This is a genomic window from Halomonas sp. HNIBRBA4712, assembly GCF_043558675.1.
Lineage (GTDB): Bacteria > Pseudomonadota > Gammaproteobacteria > Pseudomonadales > Halomonadaceae > Vreelandella.
Genome location: NZ_JBIFXR010000003.1, coordinates 203,913 through 219,966, shown reverse-complemented (window position 1 = coordinate 219,966; position 16,054 = coordinate 203,913). Strand labels below are relative to the sequence as shown.

General features: G+C 60.7%; 15 protein-coding genes and 1 pseudogene. 10 read left to right on the top strand and 6 right to left on the bottom strand.

The genetic code is table 11. The features are described from left to right. Positions 1-26 precede the first annotated feature (26 nt). Together ACGK9R_RS08275 and ACGK9R_RS08270 are read right to left on the bottom strand one after the other, a co-directional pair. Positions 27-1,436, bottom strand: a complete 1,410-nt coding sequence (locus tag ACGK9R_RS08275) for a PhoH family protein (protein ID WP_394580130.1) — start codon at positions 1,434-1,436, stop codon at positions 27-29. 188 nt (positions 1,437-1,624) lie between these two features. Continuing rightward, positions 1,625-2,494, bottom strand: a complete 870-nt coding sequence (locus tag ACGK9R_RS08270; protein WP_394580128.1) for a LysR family transcriptional regulator — start codon at positions 2,492-2,494, stop codon at positions 1,625-1,627. 156 nt (positions 2,495-2,650) lie between these two features. Between ACGK9R_RS08270 and ACGK9R_RS08265 the strand changes: the two genes are divergently transcribed. From ACGK9R_RS08265 to ACGK9R_RS08250, 4 genes are all read left to right on the top strand, one after another. Further along, positions 2,651-3,514, top strand: a complete 864-nt coding sequence (locus ACGK9R_RS08265) for a cation diffusion facilitator family transporter (RefSeq protein ID WP_394580127.1) — start codon at positions 2,651-2,653, stop codon at positions 3,512-3,514. 126 nt (positions 3,515-3,640) lie between these two features. Then, entirely contained in the window at positions 3,641-3,910 is a 270-nt protein-coding gene (locus ACGK9R_RS08260) for a hypothetical protein (RefSeq protein WP_394580125.1), read from the top strand. A gap of 298 nt (positions 3,911-4,208) precedes the next feature. Further along, positions 4,209-4,910 carry a hypothetical protein gene (locus tag ACGK9R_RS08255; protein WP_394580123.1) on the top strand — a complete coding sequence of 234 codons (702 nt, stop codon included), beginning with the start codon at positions 4,209-4,211 and terminating at the stop codon, positions 4,908-4,910. 2 nt (positions 4,911-4,912) lie between these two features. Then, complete coding sequence (locus ACGK9R_RS08250) at positions 4,913-5,686, top strand: hypothetical protein (RefSeq protein ID WP_394580121.1); 774 nt, start codon at positions 4,913-4,915, stop codon at positions 5,684-5,686. A gap of 30 nt (positions 5,687-5,716) precedes the next feature. Here the strand turns inward: ACGK9R_RS08250 and ACGK9R_RS08245 are convergent. After that, a pseudogene (locus ACGK9R_RS08245) lies at positions 5,717-5,881 on the bottom strand (IS5/IS1182 family transposase); the annotation flags it as partial. A 270-nt stretch (positions 5,882-6,151) separates the two neighbouring features. After that, positions 6,152-6,337, bottom strand: coding sequence for a DUF3008 family protein (locus ACGK9R_RS08240; protein ID WP_259036118.1), 186 nt, complete (start codon positions 6,335-6,337; stop codon positions 6,152-6,154). A 99-nt stretch (positions 6,338-6,436) separates the two neighbouring features. Between ACGK9R_RS08240 and ybaK the strand changes: the two genes are divergently transcribed. The 3 genes from ybaK to ACGK9R_RS08225 are packed head-to-tail and all read left to right on the top strand — an operon-like array spanning position 6,437 to position 9,304. Then, positions 6,437-6,904: a Cys-tRNA(Pro) deacylase gene (ybaK, locus tag ACGK9R_RS08235; protein WP_394580118.1), complete on the top strand. Its 468-nt coding sequence runs from the start codon at positions 6,437-6,439 to the stop codon at positions 6,902-6,904. Between the two features lie 39 nt (positions 6,905-6,943). Continuing rightward, a complete protein-coding gene (gene dbpA, locus ACGK9R_RS08230; protein ID WP_394580116.1) occupies positions 6,944-8,383 on the top strand; it encodes an ATP-dependent RNA helicase DbpA in 1,440 nt (479 codons plus the stop codon). Between the two features lie 60 nt (positions 8,384-8,443). Next, positions 8,444-9,304 (top strand): PA4780 family RIO1-like protein kinase, encoded by an 861-nt coding sequence (locus ACGK9R_RS08225; RefSeq protein ID WP_394580114.1) that lies wholly within the window; start codon positions 8,444-8,446, stop codon positions 9,302-9,304. Here the strand turns inward: ACGK9R_RS08225 and tkt are convergent. Beyond that, the gene (tkt, locus tag ACGK9R_RS08220; RefSeq protein WP_394580112.1) at positions 9,297-11,315 is read right to left on the bottom strand and encodes a transketolase; all 2,019 of its coding nucleotides are present in this window, start codon (positions 11,313-11,315) and stop codon (positions 9,297-9,299) included. The two genes, ACGK9R_RS08225 and tkt, sit on opposite strands and share 8 nt — an antisense overlap. Before the next feature lie 70 nt (positions 11,316-11,385). Beyond that, entirely contained in the window at positions 11,386-12,333 is a 948-nt protein-coding gene (tal, locus tag ACGK9R_RS08215) for a transaldolase (protein WP_394580110.1), read from the bottom strand. 353 nt (positions 12,334-12,686) lie between these two features. Here tal and ACGK9R_RS08210 point away from each other — a divergent pair, with 353 nt between their 5' ends. From ACGK9R_RS08210 to ACGK9R_RS08200, 3 genes are all read left to right on the top strand, one after another. Continuing rightward, positions 12,687-13,160, top strand: a complete 474-nt coding sequence (locus ACGK9R_RS08210; RefSeq protein WP_394580108.1) for an RpiB/LacA/LacB family sugar-phosphate isomerase — start codon at positions 12,687-12,689, stop codon at positions 13,158-13,160. Positions 13,161-13,252: 92 nt separating this feature from the next. Continuing rightward, entirely contained in the window at positions 13,253-14,983 is a 1,731-nt protein-coding gene (locus ACGK9R_RS08205; RefSeq protein WP_394580106.1) for a dihydroxyacetone kinase family protein, read from the top strand. 94 nt (positions 14,984-15,077) lie between these two features. Then, entirely contained in the window at positions 15,078-16,049 is a 972-nt protein-coding gene (locus tag ACGK9R_RS08200; RefSeq protein ID WP_394580104.1) for a sugar-binding transcriptional regulator, read from the top strand. Positions 16,050-16,054: the final 5 nt, after the last annotated feature.

Sequence of the window (16,054 nt, the reverse complement as noted above, 5' to 3'; positions counted from 1 at the left end):
ATACAACCAGAGCCATAGAACCAGCGCTATAAAAGCTCTTCGGCGGCCAGCGCCAGGCGCGAGCGCTCGACGCTTTTCAGCGTGATGTGCCCGGCGTGGGGCCAGTCGCGAAAGCGCTCGACTACCGCCGCCATGCCGCAGGTATTGGCGGTAAGATAGGGCGTGTCGATCTGGCCGACGTTGCCAAGGCAGACGATCTTGGTGTTGCGCCCGGCGCGGGTCACCAGGGATTTCAGCTGCTTGGGAGTGAAGTTCTGCGCCTCGTCGATGATCAGGAAGGTGTCGTTCAAGGTGCGCCCGCGCATGAAGCTCGGCGAGCGGATCTGCACCCGCGAGCCGATCAGCTGGCGGGTCGCGCCGTTGTCCCAGCTCGACTCGCCGTCGTCGTTACGCAGAAGGTTATCCATGTTGTCGTGAAACGCCCCCATCCAGGGCGACATTTTCTCCTCCTCGGTGCCGGGTAGAAAGCCGATGTCCTCGCCCATGGGGATCGGCGCGCGGGTGAACACGATGCGCTCGAACTGCTTGGCATCCAGGGTTTGCTGAAACGCTGCGGCCAGCGTCATATAGGTCTTGCCGGTACCGGCGTTGCCGGCGATGGTGACCAGGTCGATCTCCGGGTCCATCAGCAGGTTCAGGGTGAAGTTCTGGCGGCTGTCGTGGGCGTGTACGCCCCAGACGCCGGCGTGATGGCGGTAGTTGGTCAAAAGCTTGAGCGTGGCGCTTTTGGGTCCGAGCTCGCGTACGACGGCCTCGAATTCGGCGCCGTTTTCGCTATCCGAGACCAGCATGCCGACGTGCCACTGGCGGGGCATGTCGCCTTTCAGGTGGTAGAAGGTGTGGTGGCCTGCGCGCTCGACGTCGACTTCGACATTGAGCGCCTCCCAGAGCGACGAACCGGCGATCCCCACCTGCTCGTAGACGCTTGCGCCTTCGATCATGGCGTCGCTGTCTTCGAAGGCGCGGTCGTTGTGGTAATCCTCCACCGGCACCTTGAGCGCGGCGGCCTTGATGCGAAGGTTGATGTCCTTGGTGATCAGGATGACCGAGGCGTCCGGTTGCTCGTCGCGAAGCCTACAGGTTTCGGCCAGTATGCGGTTATCCGGGGTGTCGCTGACTTCGTTTAAAAGCTTTAGATCGCTGTAGCAGAGAAAGTGCAGGCGGCCGCTGTCGCCGCTGATGCGGGGAATGGGAACGCCGTCGTGAACTTCCTTGAAGGTGACCTGACTGGTGAGATCCGAGAGCGTACGGCTGATCTGGCGCGCCGTGCGGGCGATTTCGCGAATGCCGTTTTTATGCTTGTCCAGCTCCTCGAGGACGGTCATGGGGATGACCACGTCGTGCTCTTCGAAATGGTAAAGAGCCGCAGGGTCGTGAATCAGAACGTTGGTGTCGAGCACATAAAGCCGTTTGGCTTTCTTATCGAGTTTGACCATCGTGGAAGTCGCTCCTGGGTTGACGGCAACATCGACACTGGCAGGGCTTTTTGACGCACGCATGACACTGCCCGTGTTTACGCTCTAACGTGGTCGGCTTTCTCCTCCTCTGTTTTTTTATAGCGTGGTGGGCATCGCCTATTTGCGCCAGTAGCGTTTTTCAACGAAACGCGGCTGAGCTGCGTGCGCTAATTTGTGCGGGCGAGAAAATGGCTCACCCGCTGCAAAAGCTGAGTGGCCACCGGCCCCTGGTGGGCGTGGGTCAGGGTGCGGTAGTGGTGGCTCTCGAAGGCGAGTTCGTGGGGCAGGCGGCAAAGCGTGCCGGCCTTTAAAGCGTCGCTGACCAGCAGCGATGGCAAAAGCGCCCAGCCGGTGCCCTGGATCGCGGCGTCGCGCATCAGCTCGAACATCGTCACGCTCAGGTAGTTGGCGGAAAACAGCGCTTCGCTCACCAGCCGGTCATCCTGCAAATGGCTCAGGCACACCTGGGTGTACTGGGCGAGATCGTCACGGCGTACGCTGGGCAGCCGGCTCAACGGGTGGTGCGGCGCGGCGACCAGGCGCATGTCGACCGGTGCCAGGCGCTTTGCGTAGTGGGGCAGGGCCTGGTCGGTGTAGAGGCCGAAGGCGATATCCACCGTTTGGCGGGCGATCAGCGCCGGGTGGGTCTGGGGCGGGGCAAGATACACTGACACTGCGGTCAGCGGAAAGCGGGTCTTGATCTCGTGCATCACGCCCTGCCAGAAGCTCTCCGGTAGCGCGTCGTCGCGGGCGATGCAGAGCTGGCTTTCCACCCCCAGCGTGTGCTGCTGGCAGTACTTGTCGATGCGGGTGGCGCTGGTCACCAGGCGGTAGCAGTCCGGCAGGATACTTTCGCCAAGCGGCGTGAGCGCAAGACTATTGCCGGAGCGCTCGAACAGCGCCACGCCCAAGTGATCCTCCAGCGCACTGACAGCGGCACTCAGGGTGCTGCGCTTTGTGAGCGTTTGGCGCGCCGCAGCGGCGAAGGAGCCGTGTTCGGTAACGTCGATGAAAGCCTGGATCTGTTCGATACGCATGACGCATCCTTTTTGAACGTATTTTTAGATTAGCGGATGCGTTAGCGTCGAGCGACGAAAAAAGTGGCGCTGAGCGATTCGCCCTGCCCAAGCGCTTTGGGTAGGCTACGCGCTGCTTGATATGCCTCATAACCTTTCATGTTGGAGCAGTTCCCGATGTCCCCCCTGATTGCTGAGCGGCGTGCGCTGAAATTTTCGGCCGTCTCCGCCAGCCTGTTCGCCCTGACCGGGCTCGTGCTGGGCCTTGCCAGCGGCTCGATCACCATCCTTTTCGATAGTGCCTATTCACTCCTGAGCCTCGTGTTGGCGTCGCTATCTTTACTGGCACTCCAGCAGGCGCGCAAACCCGCCGACGAACACTTTCCCTTTGGGCGGCTCACCGTCGAGCCGCTGGCGGTGCTGCTCAAGGGCGTGGTGATTGCGCTGGTGTGCCTGTTCTCGCTGGTATCGGCGCTGTGGAGCCTGGTGCAGGGCGGGCGCGAGGTAACGCTTGGTTTGGCGCTCGGTTTCGGTATCGTCAACGTGCTCGGGTGTGTGCTCACCTGGGGCGTGCTCAAGCGCTATGCTCGCATCGCCAACTCCTCACTTCTGCGCGCGGAGCTGCGCCAGTGGCAGATGGATACCTGGCTGAGCACCGCTGTCGTGGTAGGCTTTATGCTCACGGTGGGGCTAACGCTAAGCCCCTGGGCCGCCTACGCCCGCTTTGCCGACCCGGTGATGGTGCTGCTGATAGCGGGCTATTTTCTGCCCATACCGGTGCGCATGATGCGCGAAGCCCTGCGCGAACTCATGTTCGGCGTGCCCGCCGGGCCCATCCAGCGCGACGTGGTACGTGAGATAGAGGCCTTCGACGTCGAACCCGAAGACGTGCGCATCGCCCAGGTGGGCAGCTTCTTGATGGTGGATATCCAGCTCGACAAGCAGCAGATCGAGACCGCCGAAGAGATCGTCGATAGCGTCGAGGCGCGCTGCGAGCGACTCAATCTGCGCCCGGTTACCAGTATTACCTTGGTTACCTGAGACTTAATGAGCTGAGAGAAAATGGGGGCGGAGAGGAAAAAGATTGACCCGGTCATGAGGCGAATGATATTTAGCGCTACCGACAACGGGTGTCGGTCTTGTATCGCTTCTTGAGGGTTCGACGACATGCCTTTGCGCCGCTGTTTGTCCGTACTGATGGTGACCGCTGTGGTCGCCGGTTGTGCCAGTAACACCATTGCACCGCGTTATACCTCCGACCACCCCGATATCCTGCGAATCGGCGGCGAGCGCCCGGCCAATAAAGACACCGTCGTCGAAAACGCCGGCTCCTTCTGCCTCGAAACCTCCGAGCGCTGGAACGATCACGGCCGCACCCCCGACGGCCAAACGCTATGGGCCAAGGATACGCTGCGGCGTGTAGTGCCGTGTAACTAAGTTTCGTGTATCTGGGCTCCGTGTGGTTATTGAGCAAAGGGCAGTATCAAGCCTTTGTTAAAAAATCTCGCGGGGCTTGATATTGTATATAGTTCAAAGGCTTGGGTTTTTTTAAACATTTTTCAGAGAAGTTCAGCGTTATGGACAGGTCGCTCCGTAGTGGCCTTGAGAAAGCAAGCTATGCTGTACTGTAGTGATAAACTATCAAGTGGCAGCGAATTTATACGTTATAGTAGCCATTCATTCGGAGATCATTCAAAAATCAAGAAAGAGAGTGATAACAATTTAAGGGGACAAAATGCTGTACGCCTGGGTTAATGGAATGAAACGTCCGCCCATTATCAAAGGCGAAAACACGACATGCCGTGATTGCGGGGGCATACTTACTTCCGTCATTCCCATCGAGAACGTAAAGCACTGGCGACACAAGGCGGGCGATTGTGACTCCTGGAGCGAACCAGAAGGCCCTTGGCACCTCGGCTGGAGAGAGGCATTCCCGGAGGATTGCCGCGAGATCGGCCTAATCGACCCCATGACAGGTGAGCGCCACAGAGCAGATGTGCTTTGCGGTGCTGGCACGCCGCGCGCGACCGTACTGGAGCTGCAATACTCCCCGATATCCGAAGATGAGCGCGCTGCACGCGAGGCCTTTTACCGGCAAGACCATCGCATGTTTTGGCTCGTACATGTCCATGACAGTTCATCGAGTTTCACGGGTTGGAGTTTCTCCGCGTCGCTGGATTGGCAATCTCTGCCTGTCGATATCGATGGTCGGCGCTTTGCAGTCATGCAATGGTTCGGTCGTAGCAAACAGTTCATTGAGAAATGGAAGCGTGCGACTGCGTACGTCTTCTTCGAGTGCCAGGATCGAATTTTCTTTCTCGCAGGCGATGCGCTAGCACGGCGCATAATGGGTGGCGCTCCGCTAAAAAAAGGTCAATACGCCCTGTGCCATCTGACGCGTGACGAATTCATCCGCTCCATTCAAGGAAGCAACTAACGATGACCGACGATGGCGTGCGCGTTGTGATTGAAGGCGGGATCGAGTCCTATATGGCTGCCGCCGATGAAACGACGGCCGAATTACTAGCGTCTCACGATCCGATAGTTGCGGCACTTCGGGAGTACGACACCTATTTTCGTGAAGGGCTTTGGCGGCAGTATCAGCCATCTGCTGTCCCCCTCATGCTCTGCATGAACGCGTATCAACTTTTCCTAGCTAGTTCGCGCATGGCTTTGAGCGGCCATTGCGCCGCCGTTTTCCCACTGCTGCGCACAGCGCTTGAATCTGCGGCATATGCAAGCTTGATGACGCAAAAACCTGAATTGCAGGAGGTTTGGACCCGCCGACATCACGGCGAGGCTGAAAAGAAAGCCTGCCGCAAAGCATTCACTTTCGAGAAGGCAATCGGAGTACTGAAAGATCGTGCTCCCGATATTCATGCGCTTGCTGTTCTTGGCTATGAAGGGGCAATTGACTACGGAGCGCATCCCAACGTCAAAGGCGTTTTCGGCCACGTGTCCATAGACGACCAGGACGATGACTTTTTCGCAGTCAGCCATACCAGTCTTTATGGGGCAACTCACATCGATACAATCCGCGGCCTATGCTCCTGTCTCGATTTCGGCTTTGCCATTATCGGTATCATCGCACTGTCATCCCACGAAATCAGCGATATACTACTGGCCGACCTTAGTCACCTCAATGAGGCAAAGAACGCCGCAACTGAGCGCTACGAGCCAGCAGCCGATGCAGTGGCGGAAAATCATGTCTGAGCTGAATCCAATCCGCATTGCCCATTTGCTTGGCCGGCCGCGCTTGCCCACCGCGTTGGGGAAGTAGGGCGGCGACAGCGCATCGTCCAGCCGCTGCCATGGAACCAGGGCATTCATCTGGAGCAGGAACCGTTCTCGGCGGGTAACCTTCTTCTTGTTCTGGTACTCTGCCTGAGCGAACAAGATCTGCTTCATCGGATGGCTCTGCCACATATTGGCGGTGTAGCCCGATTTTACCCCGTCGGTGGTTACCAAGTAGTTCCGGCGGGTTTTATGCAGCTTTTCCTTAAGCGTCTGCTTCTGGCCGATATCGGACATTAGCGAATTCTGTTCATATTTTGCTACTTTTGCCTGGCCACAGCCTGAGCCCCAGGATGACTCAGCCTAGTGAAGTGAAACACTGGTGTCGCTGCGAAAAAAGCGCCCAACGGCAACACCGCCGGGCGCTTTTCATTCGATACGACCTCAATCCCCTTTCTTCTCAGGCTTACCCTTGCGCTTGGTGCTGGCGAAATCCTCGAGCTCCTGCTCGTTCATCGAGTCGTACATCTCCTTCGATGCGCCGACCAGCTCGCTGGGTTTGGTGTCGCCGCGTTTGGCGGAAAGGGCGGCACCGGCGGCTTTTTGCTGGGCTTTTGATTTTGCTGGCATGGTGGATCCTCCGTTATCCTGTCGCCTCTGTTTGGATGCACTGCTTACCTTGGGAAGTCTAGCACTCGCTCGAGCGCCGACCAGCCGTTGAGGATCACCATGACGCCCGCTATCAATACCGCCAAAAAGGCGGGGATTACGTTCAGGATTCACGAGTACGTGCATGAGAGCGGCGCTCCCTCCTATGGCCTGGAAGCCGCCGAGAAGCTGGCGGTCGCGCCCGAGCGGGTGTTCAAGACGCTGGTAGTGGCGCTCGAGGGCAAGGCGCTGGCGGTGGCGATCGTGCCCGTGACCCATCAACTGGGGTTGAAGCAGGTGGCCAAGGCGGCCGGGGCGAAGAAGGCGGCGATGGCCAGTGCCGACGTGGTGGAGCGTACGACCGGCTACGTGCTGGGCGGTGTGAGCCCGCTGGGGCAGAAAAAACGCTTGCCGCTGTTCATCGATGAAAGCGCCGAAGCGCAGCCGACGATTTATGTCAGCGCTGGCCGCCGAGGGCTCGAGATCGAACTCGCGCCCGGTGATCTTGCGGCGCTGACCCAGGGGCGCTTCGTGGCGCTTTCGGTATGACGCGCGCGGCGCCTTCTTCGGCCGTCACTTTCTGGTAAGGTGGCGGCTATTGTTTCCCCTTACTGCTACGAGACGCTGCCGTTGACCGCCACCGCCTTTGACTCGCTTCGCCTGCCGGCGGAGCTGCTCGATAACCTTCACACCCTGGGCTACCACCAGATGACCCCGGTGCAGGCCCAGAGCCTGCCCTTGATGCTCGAAGGCCGCGATGTGCTGGCCCAGGCCAGAACCGGCTCCGGCAAGACGGCGGCCTTTGGCCTGGCGCTGCTGGCCAGGCTTTCGCTCTCTGGCACGAACGTTCAGGCGCTGGTGCTGTGTCCCACCCGGGAGCTGGCCGATCAGGTCGCCGAGGCACTGCGCAAGCTCGCCCGCACGCTTGCCAACGTGAAGGTGCTTACCCTATGCGGCGGCGCGCCCTTCGGCCCTCAGCTCGCCTCGCTCGAACACGGCGCGCACATCGTGGTGGGCACGCCCGGGCGTATCGACGAGCATCTGCGCAAGGGGTCGCTGTCGCTTGCCGGGCTCACCACCCTGGTGCTGGACGAAGCCGATCGCATGCTCGACATGGGCTTTCGTCCGGCCATCGAGGCGATCATCCAGGCCACCCCGAAGACGCGCCAGACGCTCTTGTTCAGCGCCACCTTCCCCGACCAGCAGGGCGAAGGGGAGCTTGCGACGATGACCCGGGGCGTACTCACCGAGTACGCAAGCGTGATCGTCGAGGAGGAGCACGACGCGAGCACCATCGAGCAGCACTTCTACGATGTGCCTGCCGACAAGAGCCGAAGCGGGGCGCTGGTGGATCTGCTTTTGCACTACCGGCCCGCCACCAGCGTGGTGTTCTGCAATACCAAGCGCGAAACCGACCAGGTGGCGGATCAGCTCTCAAGCGCGGGCTTCAGCGCCGTGGCGCTGCACGGCGATCTCGAGCAGAAGGATCGCGACCGGCTGCTGGTGCTGTTCGCCAACCGCAGCGTGTCGATTCTGGTGGCTACCGACGTGGCGGCCCGGGGGCTTGACATCGAACGGCTCGACGCGGTGTTCAACTACCAGATCGCCCGCGAGCTGGACGTGCACGTTCACCGTGTAGGGCGTACCGGCCGGGCCGGCGAGCGCGGCATCGCCGCGACCCTGGTCGCCCCGGAGGAGCATTACCGGCTGGAGCGGTTGGGCGAGCGCGTTGGTGAGGCACTCGCCCTGGAACCCCTGCCCAAGCCGCGCGACCGGGGCCCCTTCACCGCCCCCATGACGACGCTGCAGCTCGGCGGCGGCAAGAAGGACAAGCTGCGCCCGGGGGATATCCTCGGGGCGCTCACCGGCGAAGGCGGCCTGCGCGGCGATCAGGTGGGCAAGATCAAGGTTCAGGCAAAGAGCGCCTTCGTTGCCGTGGAGCGCGGCGTGGCTGACAAGGCGCTGGGCAAGCTCGAGCGCGACAAGCTCAAGGGCCGCGCCTTTCGCGTTCGCCGTATCGACTATTGATATGGTCAGCATGACGCTATTTCGCATACGCACTCAATCAAGGAGCGACGGCCGCAAGCCATGAAGATACCCAAACGACTACAGCCGCTGGTCGATGACGGCCTCGTCGACGAGGTGCTGATGCAGCTGATGAGCGGCAAGGAAGCCCAGGTGTACGTAGTGCGCGCAAGCGGTGAGAAGCGCTGCGCCAAGGTGTTCAAGGAGGCCAAGCAGCGAAGCTTCAAACAGGCCGTGCAGTACCAGGAGGGGCGCAAGGAGCGCAACAGCCGCCGGGCCAGGGCAATGGCGAAAAAGACCCGCTATGGCCAGAAGGAGCAGGAGCAGGCCTGGCTCAGCGCCGAGGTCGATGCGCTCTACCGGCTCAATGGCGCCGGCGTGCGCGTGCCCACGCCCTACGGCTTCGTCGACGGCGTGCTGCTGATGGAGATGATCACGGACGCCGAAGGCGACGTGGCCCCCAGGCTTGGCGACGTCGAGCTCACTGAGGCCCAGGCGCTTGCCTACCATGACAAGGTGATTCGGGATGTGGTGCGCATGCTCTGCGCCGGGCTCGTGCACGGCGATCTTTCCGAGTTCAACGTGCTCGTCGATGCCGACGGCCCGGTGATCATCGACCTGCCCCAGGCGGTGGACGCCGCCGGCAACAACAGCGCCGCGGCGATGCTCGAGCGCGATGTGAACAACATGCGCGCCTATTTCGGCCGCTACGCCCCGGCGCTTCTAAAGACCCACTACGGCAAGGAGATGTGGGCGCTTTATGAAGCCGGCAAGCTCACCCCGGAGAGCAAGCTGACCGGCCACTTCGAGTTCGATACCAAAAGCGCCAACGTCGCCGAGCTTCTCGACGTCATCGACGACGCGAAAGAGGAAGAGGCCGAGCGGCTGGCCCGGCTTCGCGGCGATGAAGATGACTTTAACTAGTGTGCCTTTGTTGTTTTGCCTCGTGGGAAAGTAGTGTCCGGGCCGTTTGTAAGACGTTCTCGACCGTAAAGCCGAAGTGCTTGAACAGATCCCCCGCCGGGGCGGACTCGCCAAAGGTGGTCATGCCGATCACCCGGCCGTCGAGACCCACGTACTTGTACCAGTAGTCGGCGTGGCCGGCTTCGATGGCGATGCGTTTGGTCACCGCGCGGGGCAGCACGCTCTCCTTGTACTCGGCGTCCTGCTCGTCGAAGCGGTCGGTCGAAGGCATCGACACCACGCGCACCGCGTGGCCCTGGCCTTCGAGGGCGGCGGCGGCGTCCATGGCCAGCGCCACTTCCGAGCCGGTAGCGATCAGGATCAGCGACGGCGTGGCGTCACTCTCCTTCAGCACGTAGGCGCCGCGGCGGATATCGGTCAACTGCGCCCGGGTGCGTGCCTGGTGCGGCAGGTTCTGGCGCGACAGCACCAGCGCCGTGGGGCCAGAGCGACGCTTGAGCGCCGCGTCCCAGGCCGCCATGGTTTCGACGGCGTCACACGGGCGCCAAGTGGCGAGATTCGGCGTGGTGCGAAGGCTGGTGAGCTGCTCGATCGGCTGGTGGGTCGGGCCATCCTCGCCAAGGCCAATGGAGTCGTGGGTGAACACGTAGACAGCGTGATTACCGATCAGCGCAGCCATGCGCACGGCGTTGCGCATGTACTCCATGAAGATCAAGAAGGTCGCCCCATACGGCACGAAACCGCCGTGAAGGGCGATGCCGTTCATCACCGCGCCCATACCGAATTCGCGCACGCCGTAGTGCAGGTAGCTGCCGCCGGGGTTCTCGGCGGTGATCGCCTGGGTGCCTTCCCAGTAGGTCAGGTTCGACGGCGCGAGATCGGCGCTGCCGCCAAGAAGCTCCGGCATCTGCGGGCCGATGGCGTTGAGCGCGGAGAGCGACGCCTTGCGCGAGGCGATGCTCTCGCCTTTCTCCTGGGCTTTCTCGATCAGCGCTTCGGTGCCAAGTTCGGCCGGCAATTCGCCTTTCATGCGGCGCTGGAACTCACGGGCGAGCTCCGGGTGGGCGTCCGCGTAGCGGGCGAAGCGCTCCTCCCAGGCCTCTTGCTGCTTCTTGCCCGCCTCGCGAGCGTCCCAGGCGGAGTAGATCGGCTCGGGAATATGGAAGGGCGCGTGCTCCCAACCCAACTGCTGGCGCGCCGCCGCCACTTCCTCGTCACCCAGCGGGGCGCCGTGAGCGTCCTCCTTGCCCTGCTTATTGGGTGCGCCGAAGCCGATGATGGTCTTGCAGATGATCAGGCTCGGCTTGTCGCTCTGCTTGGCGAGTTCGATGGCGGCCTTGATCTCATCGGGTTTATGGCCGTCGACGTTGGGCACCACGTGCCAGCCGTAGGACTCGAAGCGCTTGGCGGTGTCGTCGGTGAACCAGCCCTCGACCTCGCCGTCGATGGAGATGCCGTTGTCGTCATACAGCGCGATCAGCTTGCCCAGCTGCTGGGTACCGGCAAACGACGCCGCCTCGTGGGAGACACCCTCCATCAGGCAGCCGTCGCCGAGAAAGCACCAGGTGTGGTGATCGACCACGGTATGGTCCGGACGGTTGAACTGCGCGGCCAGGGTACGCTCGGCCAGGGCAAAGCCCACGGCGTTGGCAAAGCCCTGACCCAGCGGGCCGGTGGTGGTCTCGATCCCCGGGGCGTAGCCGAACTCCGGGTGGCCGGCGGTGGGCGAGTGGAGCTGGCGAAACGCCTGCAGGTGCTCCAGGCTCACGTCGTAGCCGGTGAGGTGCAAAAGCGAGTAGAGCAGCATCGAACCGTGGCCGTTGGAGAGCACGAAGCGGTCGCGGTCGGCCCACTTCGGATCCTCCGGATTGTGCTTGAGGAAGTCGTTCCACAGCACCTCGGCGATGTCCGCCATTCCCATCGGGGCGCCGGGGTGGCCGGACTTGGCCTTCTGGACGGCATCCATGGAAAGGGCGCGAATGGCGTTGGCCAGCTCAAAACGGCTGTTCATATATCGATATCCCTTGGTATTCGTTGTTGTATCGGAGCGACTAACGTGAGTTACGGCCCTCCAAGAGCGGCTACCCGCGGGCCGCCAAGCGTTGGTCGATCAGCGACTCCAGGGTTTGCTGGTCATGAGCAAAGCGGCGAATTCCATCGGCCAGCATCTCGTTGGCCATCGGATCCTGATTGTGCCTCCAGCGGAAAGTCGATTCCGAAAGAGGCGCAGGCGCGGCGCGCCGGGGCAGGTCGGTTTGAATGCGTGAGGACACCTCGCCTTCCAGATTATCGAGCTGCTCGAGCAGGGCCGGGGAAATCGTCAGGCGATGGCAGCCCGCCAATGCCAGCACCTGATCGGTCGTGCGAAAGCTGGCACCCATTACGATGGTGTCGTAATGCCAAGCCGCAGCGCGCTCGCAAATGCCCTTGACGAAGGCCACGCCGGGGTCTTCAGCGGGGGCGTATGGTTGATCGGCTCTCTTTTTGTACCAGTCGCTGACGCGCCCAACGAAGGGGGAAATCAGGTAGACACCGGCATCGAAACAGGCCTGCGCTTGAGCGTCGCTGAACAATAGCGTCAGGTTGCAGTGAATGCCGTCACGCTCGAGCTGCTCGGCGGCGCGAATGCCTTCCCAGGTGGACGCAAGCTTGATGAGAACGCGGTCGTGTGAGATTCCCGATTTTGCGTAACGCTCGATCAGCTCATGGGCCTTACGAATACTCGCTTGAGTATCGAACGAAAAGTGAGCGGAAACCTCTGTCGAGACGCGCCCTGGGATCACCTTGCAAATCTGCTCTCCGATAGCCACGCAAAGCTTGTCGACCACGTCCCCCGAGGCGATCTTTTCACGCCGTGATTCATCGATGATCCGCTCGATCATTGGTTGATAGCCAGGTAGCTCAAACGCTTTAAGAATCAACGAAGGGTTGGTCGTTGCATCCTGCGGTCTATAGCGCTCTAACGCGTCCAGATCGCCAGTATCGGCGACCACCAATGAGTGTTCGCGTAAACCTTCCAGAAGCGACATCGTTTTTCTCCTTGTATTATGAACGCTTGGTGATCAAATGATTATTTATTTTGGTCGGTATCGTCAAACATGACGCGCGATTTAAAGCCTCTTTTCGGACTATACAAAAGTATAATGCTGTTCATGACCACGTGATTATCTTGAAAAAAACTTTATTATTCATTGTTTTATTTAATTTAATGCCAATAATCTCGTTTTTATGCACCGTATCGCAGAAATAACTTTTGATCACTGTATTTACAAAAGAACGGTTGGTGATAGATTGAAAGCCTCGGTGGAAGGTCGTTCGCGATCATTTGATCGTCGCCGTTGGGACCGCCGGGAGTTTAATCAATCGAAAGGGGAGAACAGGAATGCTTGATGCGACGCCTTCTCTCAGAATCGCAGTCGGTGGTGATGAAGCGGCTTACGAGCTGAAAGAGATTCTGGTGAGTCATATTCGCGAGCTGGGCCATGAGGTCGAAGATTTTGGTACGTTCGCAGCCGAGCCCGTGCTCTATCCCGACGTTGCCTTCGAAGTGGCGACAGCCATCAAGGAGGGGCGCTTTGATCGAGCGGTGTTGGTTTGTGGAACGGGCATCGGTGTGGCCATTTCGGCCAACAAGGTGACCGGTATACGGGCCGCCCAGGCTCACGATACTTATTCGGCGGCCAAGGCCCAGACCAGTAACAATGCGCAGATCGTGACGCTGGGAGCCAGGGTCGTGGGGCCGGAGTTGGCCAAGTCGATTGTCTCGACCTTTTTGAGCAATACTTTCTCCGGCGGTGCTTCCGAGCTGAAGATCGCTAGGATTACGGAGTACGAGTCTCGCCTGAGCGATCGATAAACGTAAGCCGCAAGCATTCGTCGACACCGATCAAAAACAATACCGCGCAAGCTGTGATGACGCAGTTTGTCCTCCTTCCAGAGGATATAACGATGACACGCCTATTTAACGACCCGAATGATTTCCCCGAGGAAGCCCGCCTTGGGCTGGTGGCTGCCCACCGCGATAAGCTGATGGCCGTGCCCGGTGGGGTAGTGCGCAGCACGCGCAGCAAGCCTGGTAGTGTAGCCGTGGTGATCGGTGGCGGAAGCGGCCATTATCCCACCTTTGCCGGTTTGGTGGGTCAGGGGCTGGCCCATGGTGCCGTCATGGGTAATCTGTTTTGCTCGCCCTCGGCCCAACAGGTCTATTCGGTGGCCCGGGCGGCAAACAATGGCGGTGGCGTGCTGCTTTCGTTTGGCAACTACGCCGGCGATGTACTGCACTTTGGCGAGGCGCGTGAGCGCTTGATCGAAGAGGGTATTGCCTGCGAGATCGTGCTGGTCACCGATGATGTGGCCAGTGCCCCTTTGGATGAGTTCGACAAGCGCCGCGGTATCGCCGGTGACTTGACGGTGTTTAAGGCCGCCGCTGCCGCCGCCGAGAAGGGGCTTTCGCTATCGAGAGTGGTCGAGGTCGCGCAAGAGGCGAACCGCCGCACTCGCTCGTTCGGCGTTGCCTTCGCTGGGTGTACCTTGCCGGGTGCGCCGGATGCGCTTTTTCACGTGCCCGAGGAAAAGATGGCGATCGGGCTAGGCATCCATGGCGAACCGGGGATCGATGAGGCGAGTATCCCTACGGCCGATGGGTTGGCGCAAATGCTGGTGGAGCGCTTGTTGGAAGAGGTGCCGGAAGGGGTGCGCATCGACGGGGCGCGCGTGGCGCCGATACTCAACGGCTTGGGTACGGTCAAGTACGAAGAGCTGTTCGTGATCTATCGTAAGGTAGACGAGCTCTTGCAAGAGGCGGGTATACAGGTCGTGGAGCCCGATGTGGGGGAGCTCGTCACGAGCCTGGATATGGCCGGCGTTTCACTGACGCTTTTCTGGCTCGATGAGAAAATGGAGCCACTATGGACGGCGGCCACCGATGCGCCTGGCTATCGTAAAGGTAGTGTGGCGCCCGCACAGTTGCTGGACCCGGCCGATGTGGATCTGGTCGAGCAAAAAGCCATTCCCCGGGCGAGTAAGGCGTCACGCCAGCTGGCGCACGGTGTGGTAGAAGGGCTTGAAGTTCTCTCGCGCACAATGGAGGAGCACCATGAGCTGCTGGGTAGGATCGACGCGGTCGCAGGCGATGGTGATCACGGAATTGGTATGCAGCGCGGTAGTCGCGCAGCTCTCGAGGCATCTCGCGAAGCGCTCGCGCAAGGGGCTGGTGCCGAGACCGTGCTTCAGTGGGCGGGGCAACGCTGGTCGGATAAGGCTGGTGGTACCTCCGGCGCCATCTGGTGCGTCATCCTGAAAACGCTGGGTGAGGCGTTTGGCGACGAAAAGCCGCTCTCTGCCGGGCGCATGGCGGGTGGTGTCGACCGGGCGCGGCAGCGTGTTATGGAGTTTGGTAAGGCCGAGCGCGGTGACAAAACGCTGATCGACGTTCTGCTGCCTTTCACCGAGGCGCTATCGAGCGAGGTGGAAAAGGGGGCTGCGTTGGTCGCTGCCTGGGAGGTCGCCTCGCGGGTAGCCAACGAAGCGGCGGAGGCGACGGCGCAGTTGCTGCCACGGGTGGGGCGTGCGCGGCCGCTGGCGCAGAAGAGCCTGGGAACGCCCGACGCGGGCTCGGTGTCGCTGGCGCTGATCACTCAAGCGCTCGTTCCCGTGTTGAAAAAATGCGAGACAAGCTGACATCATACGCTTTTGTGCAGGCTTCGCCCTCGCTGGGCGCATCCCGCTCTTTCGAGCGTCGCGTGACGCTTTTGGACCACACTGGATGCCACGAATGAACAGCCAGGATGCCGCCGACATCGATCTGATGACGGAAATTTCAACGCTTTATTATGTGCAGGGAGAAACGCAGGAAGCGATTGCTAACCGTTTGGGGCATTCACGCGTTCGCATCGGGCGGCTGCTCAAGCGTGCCCAGGCCGAGGGTATCGTGGATGTTCGGGTGCGCCTGCATCCGGCCGTCAGTGTCGAGATCGAACAGGAGCTCAAGCGTCGCTTCGGCTTGAAGCGCGCGCTGATCGCGCTGGATAACTCGGACCCCGAGGTGCAGCGATCCGCCGTGGCCAGTCTGGTGGCGGATCATCTGTCGCGTAGTTTGATCGATGGTCAGATCGTGGCTGTCGGCATGGGCCGCAACGTTGCCGCCGTGGCGGATAATGTTTTTCGGGCCGAACCGCTCAGGGCGTCGTTTGTATGCGCGATAGGCGGCTCGCTGCGCGCTGGCGAGTACATGAACCCGGATCATATCTGCCGGCGTTTGGCGAGCCGCTTCGGGGGTGACAGCGAAACACTTTACGCGCCGGCGCTGGTGCAAAACAGCGAGGTGAGAGATGCACTCTATGAAAACTCCACCGTGCGCCAGGCCCTGGACCGAGCTCGACGAGCGGACGCGGCGCTGATTGGCGTTGGCGATGTCAGTGAAGACAGCAACATGGTTCGTATGGGCTGGTTTTCGGCCCAGGAGATCGCGGAGGCCAGGCTTTCCGGTACCGTGGGTGACATGATGGGGTACGACTTCATCGACATTCATGGCCAGCCCTCCGACACGCGCATGCAGGGGCGGATCGTGGGGCTCAATATACAGGATCTTGGGCGTATACCGGATGTCATCGCGGTGGCCAGCGAGAACACCAAGGCGGTGGGCATACTCGGAGCGCTACGCACTGGCGTCATTGATACGCTGGCCACCAGTGTAACCAATGCCCATACCATTCTTCGTCTCGATAAGGCGACCCAAGCCGAATAAAGCCC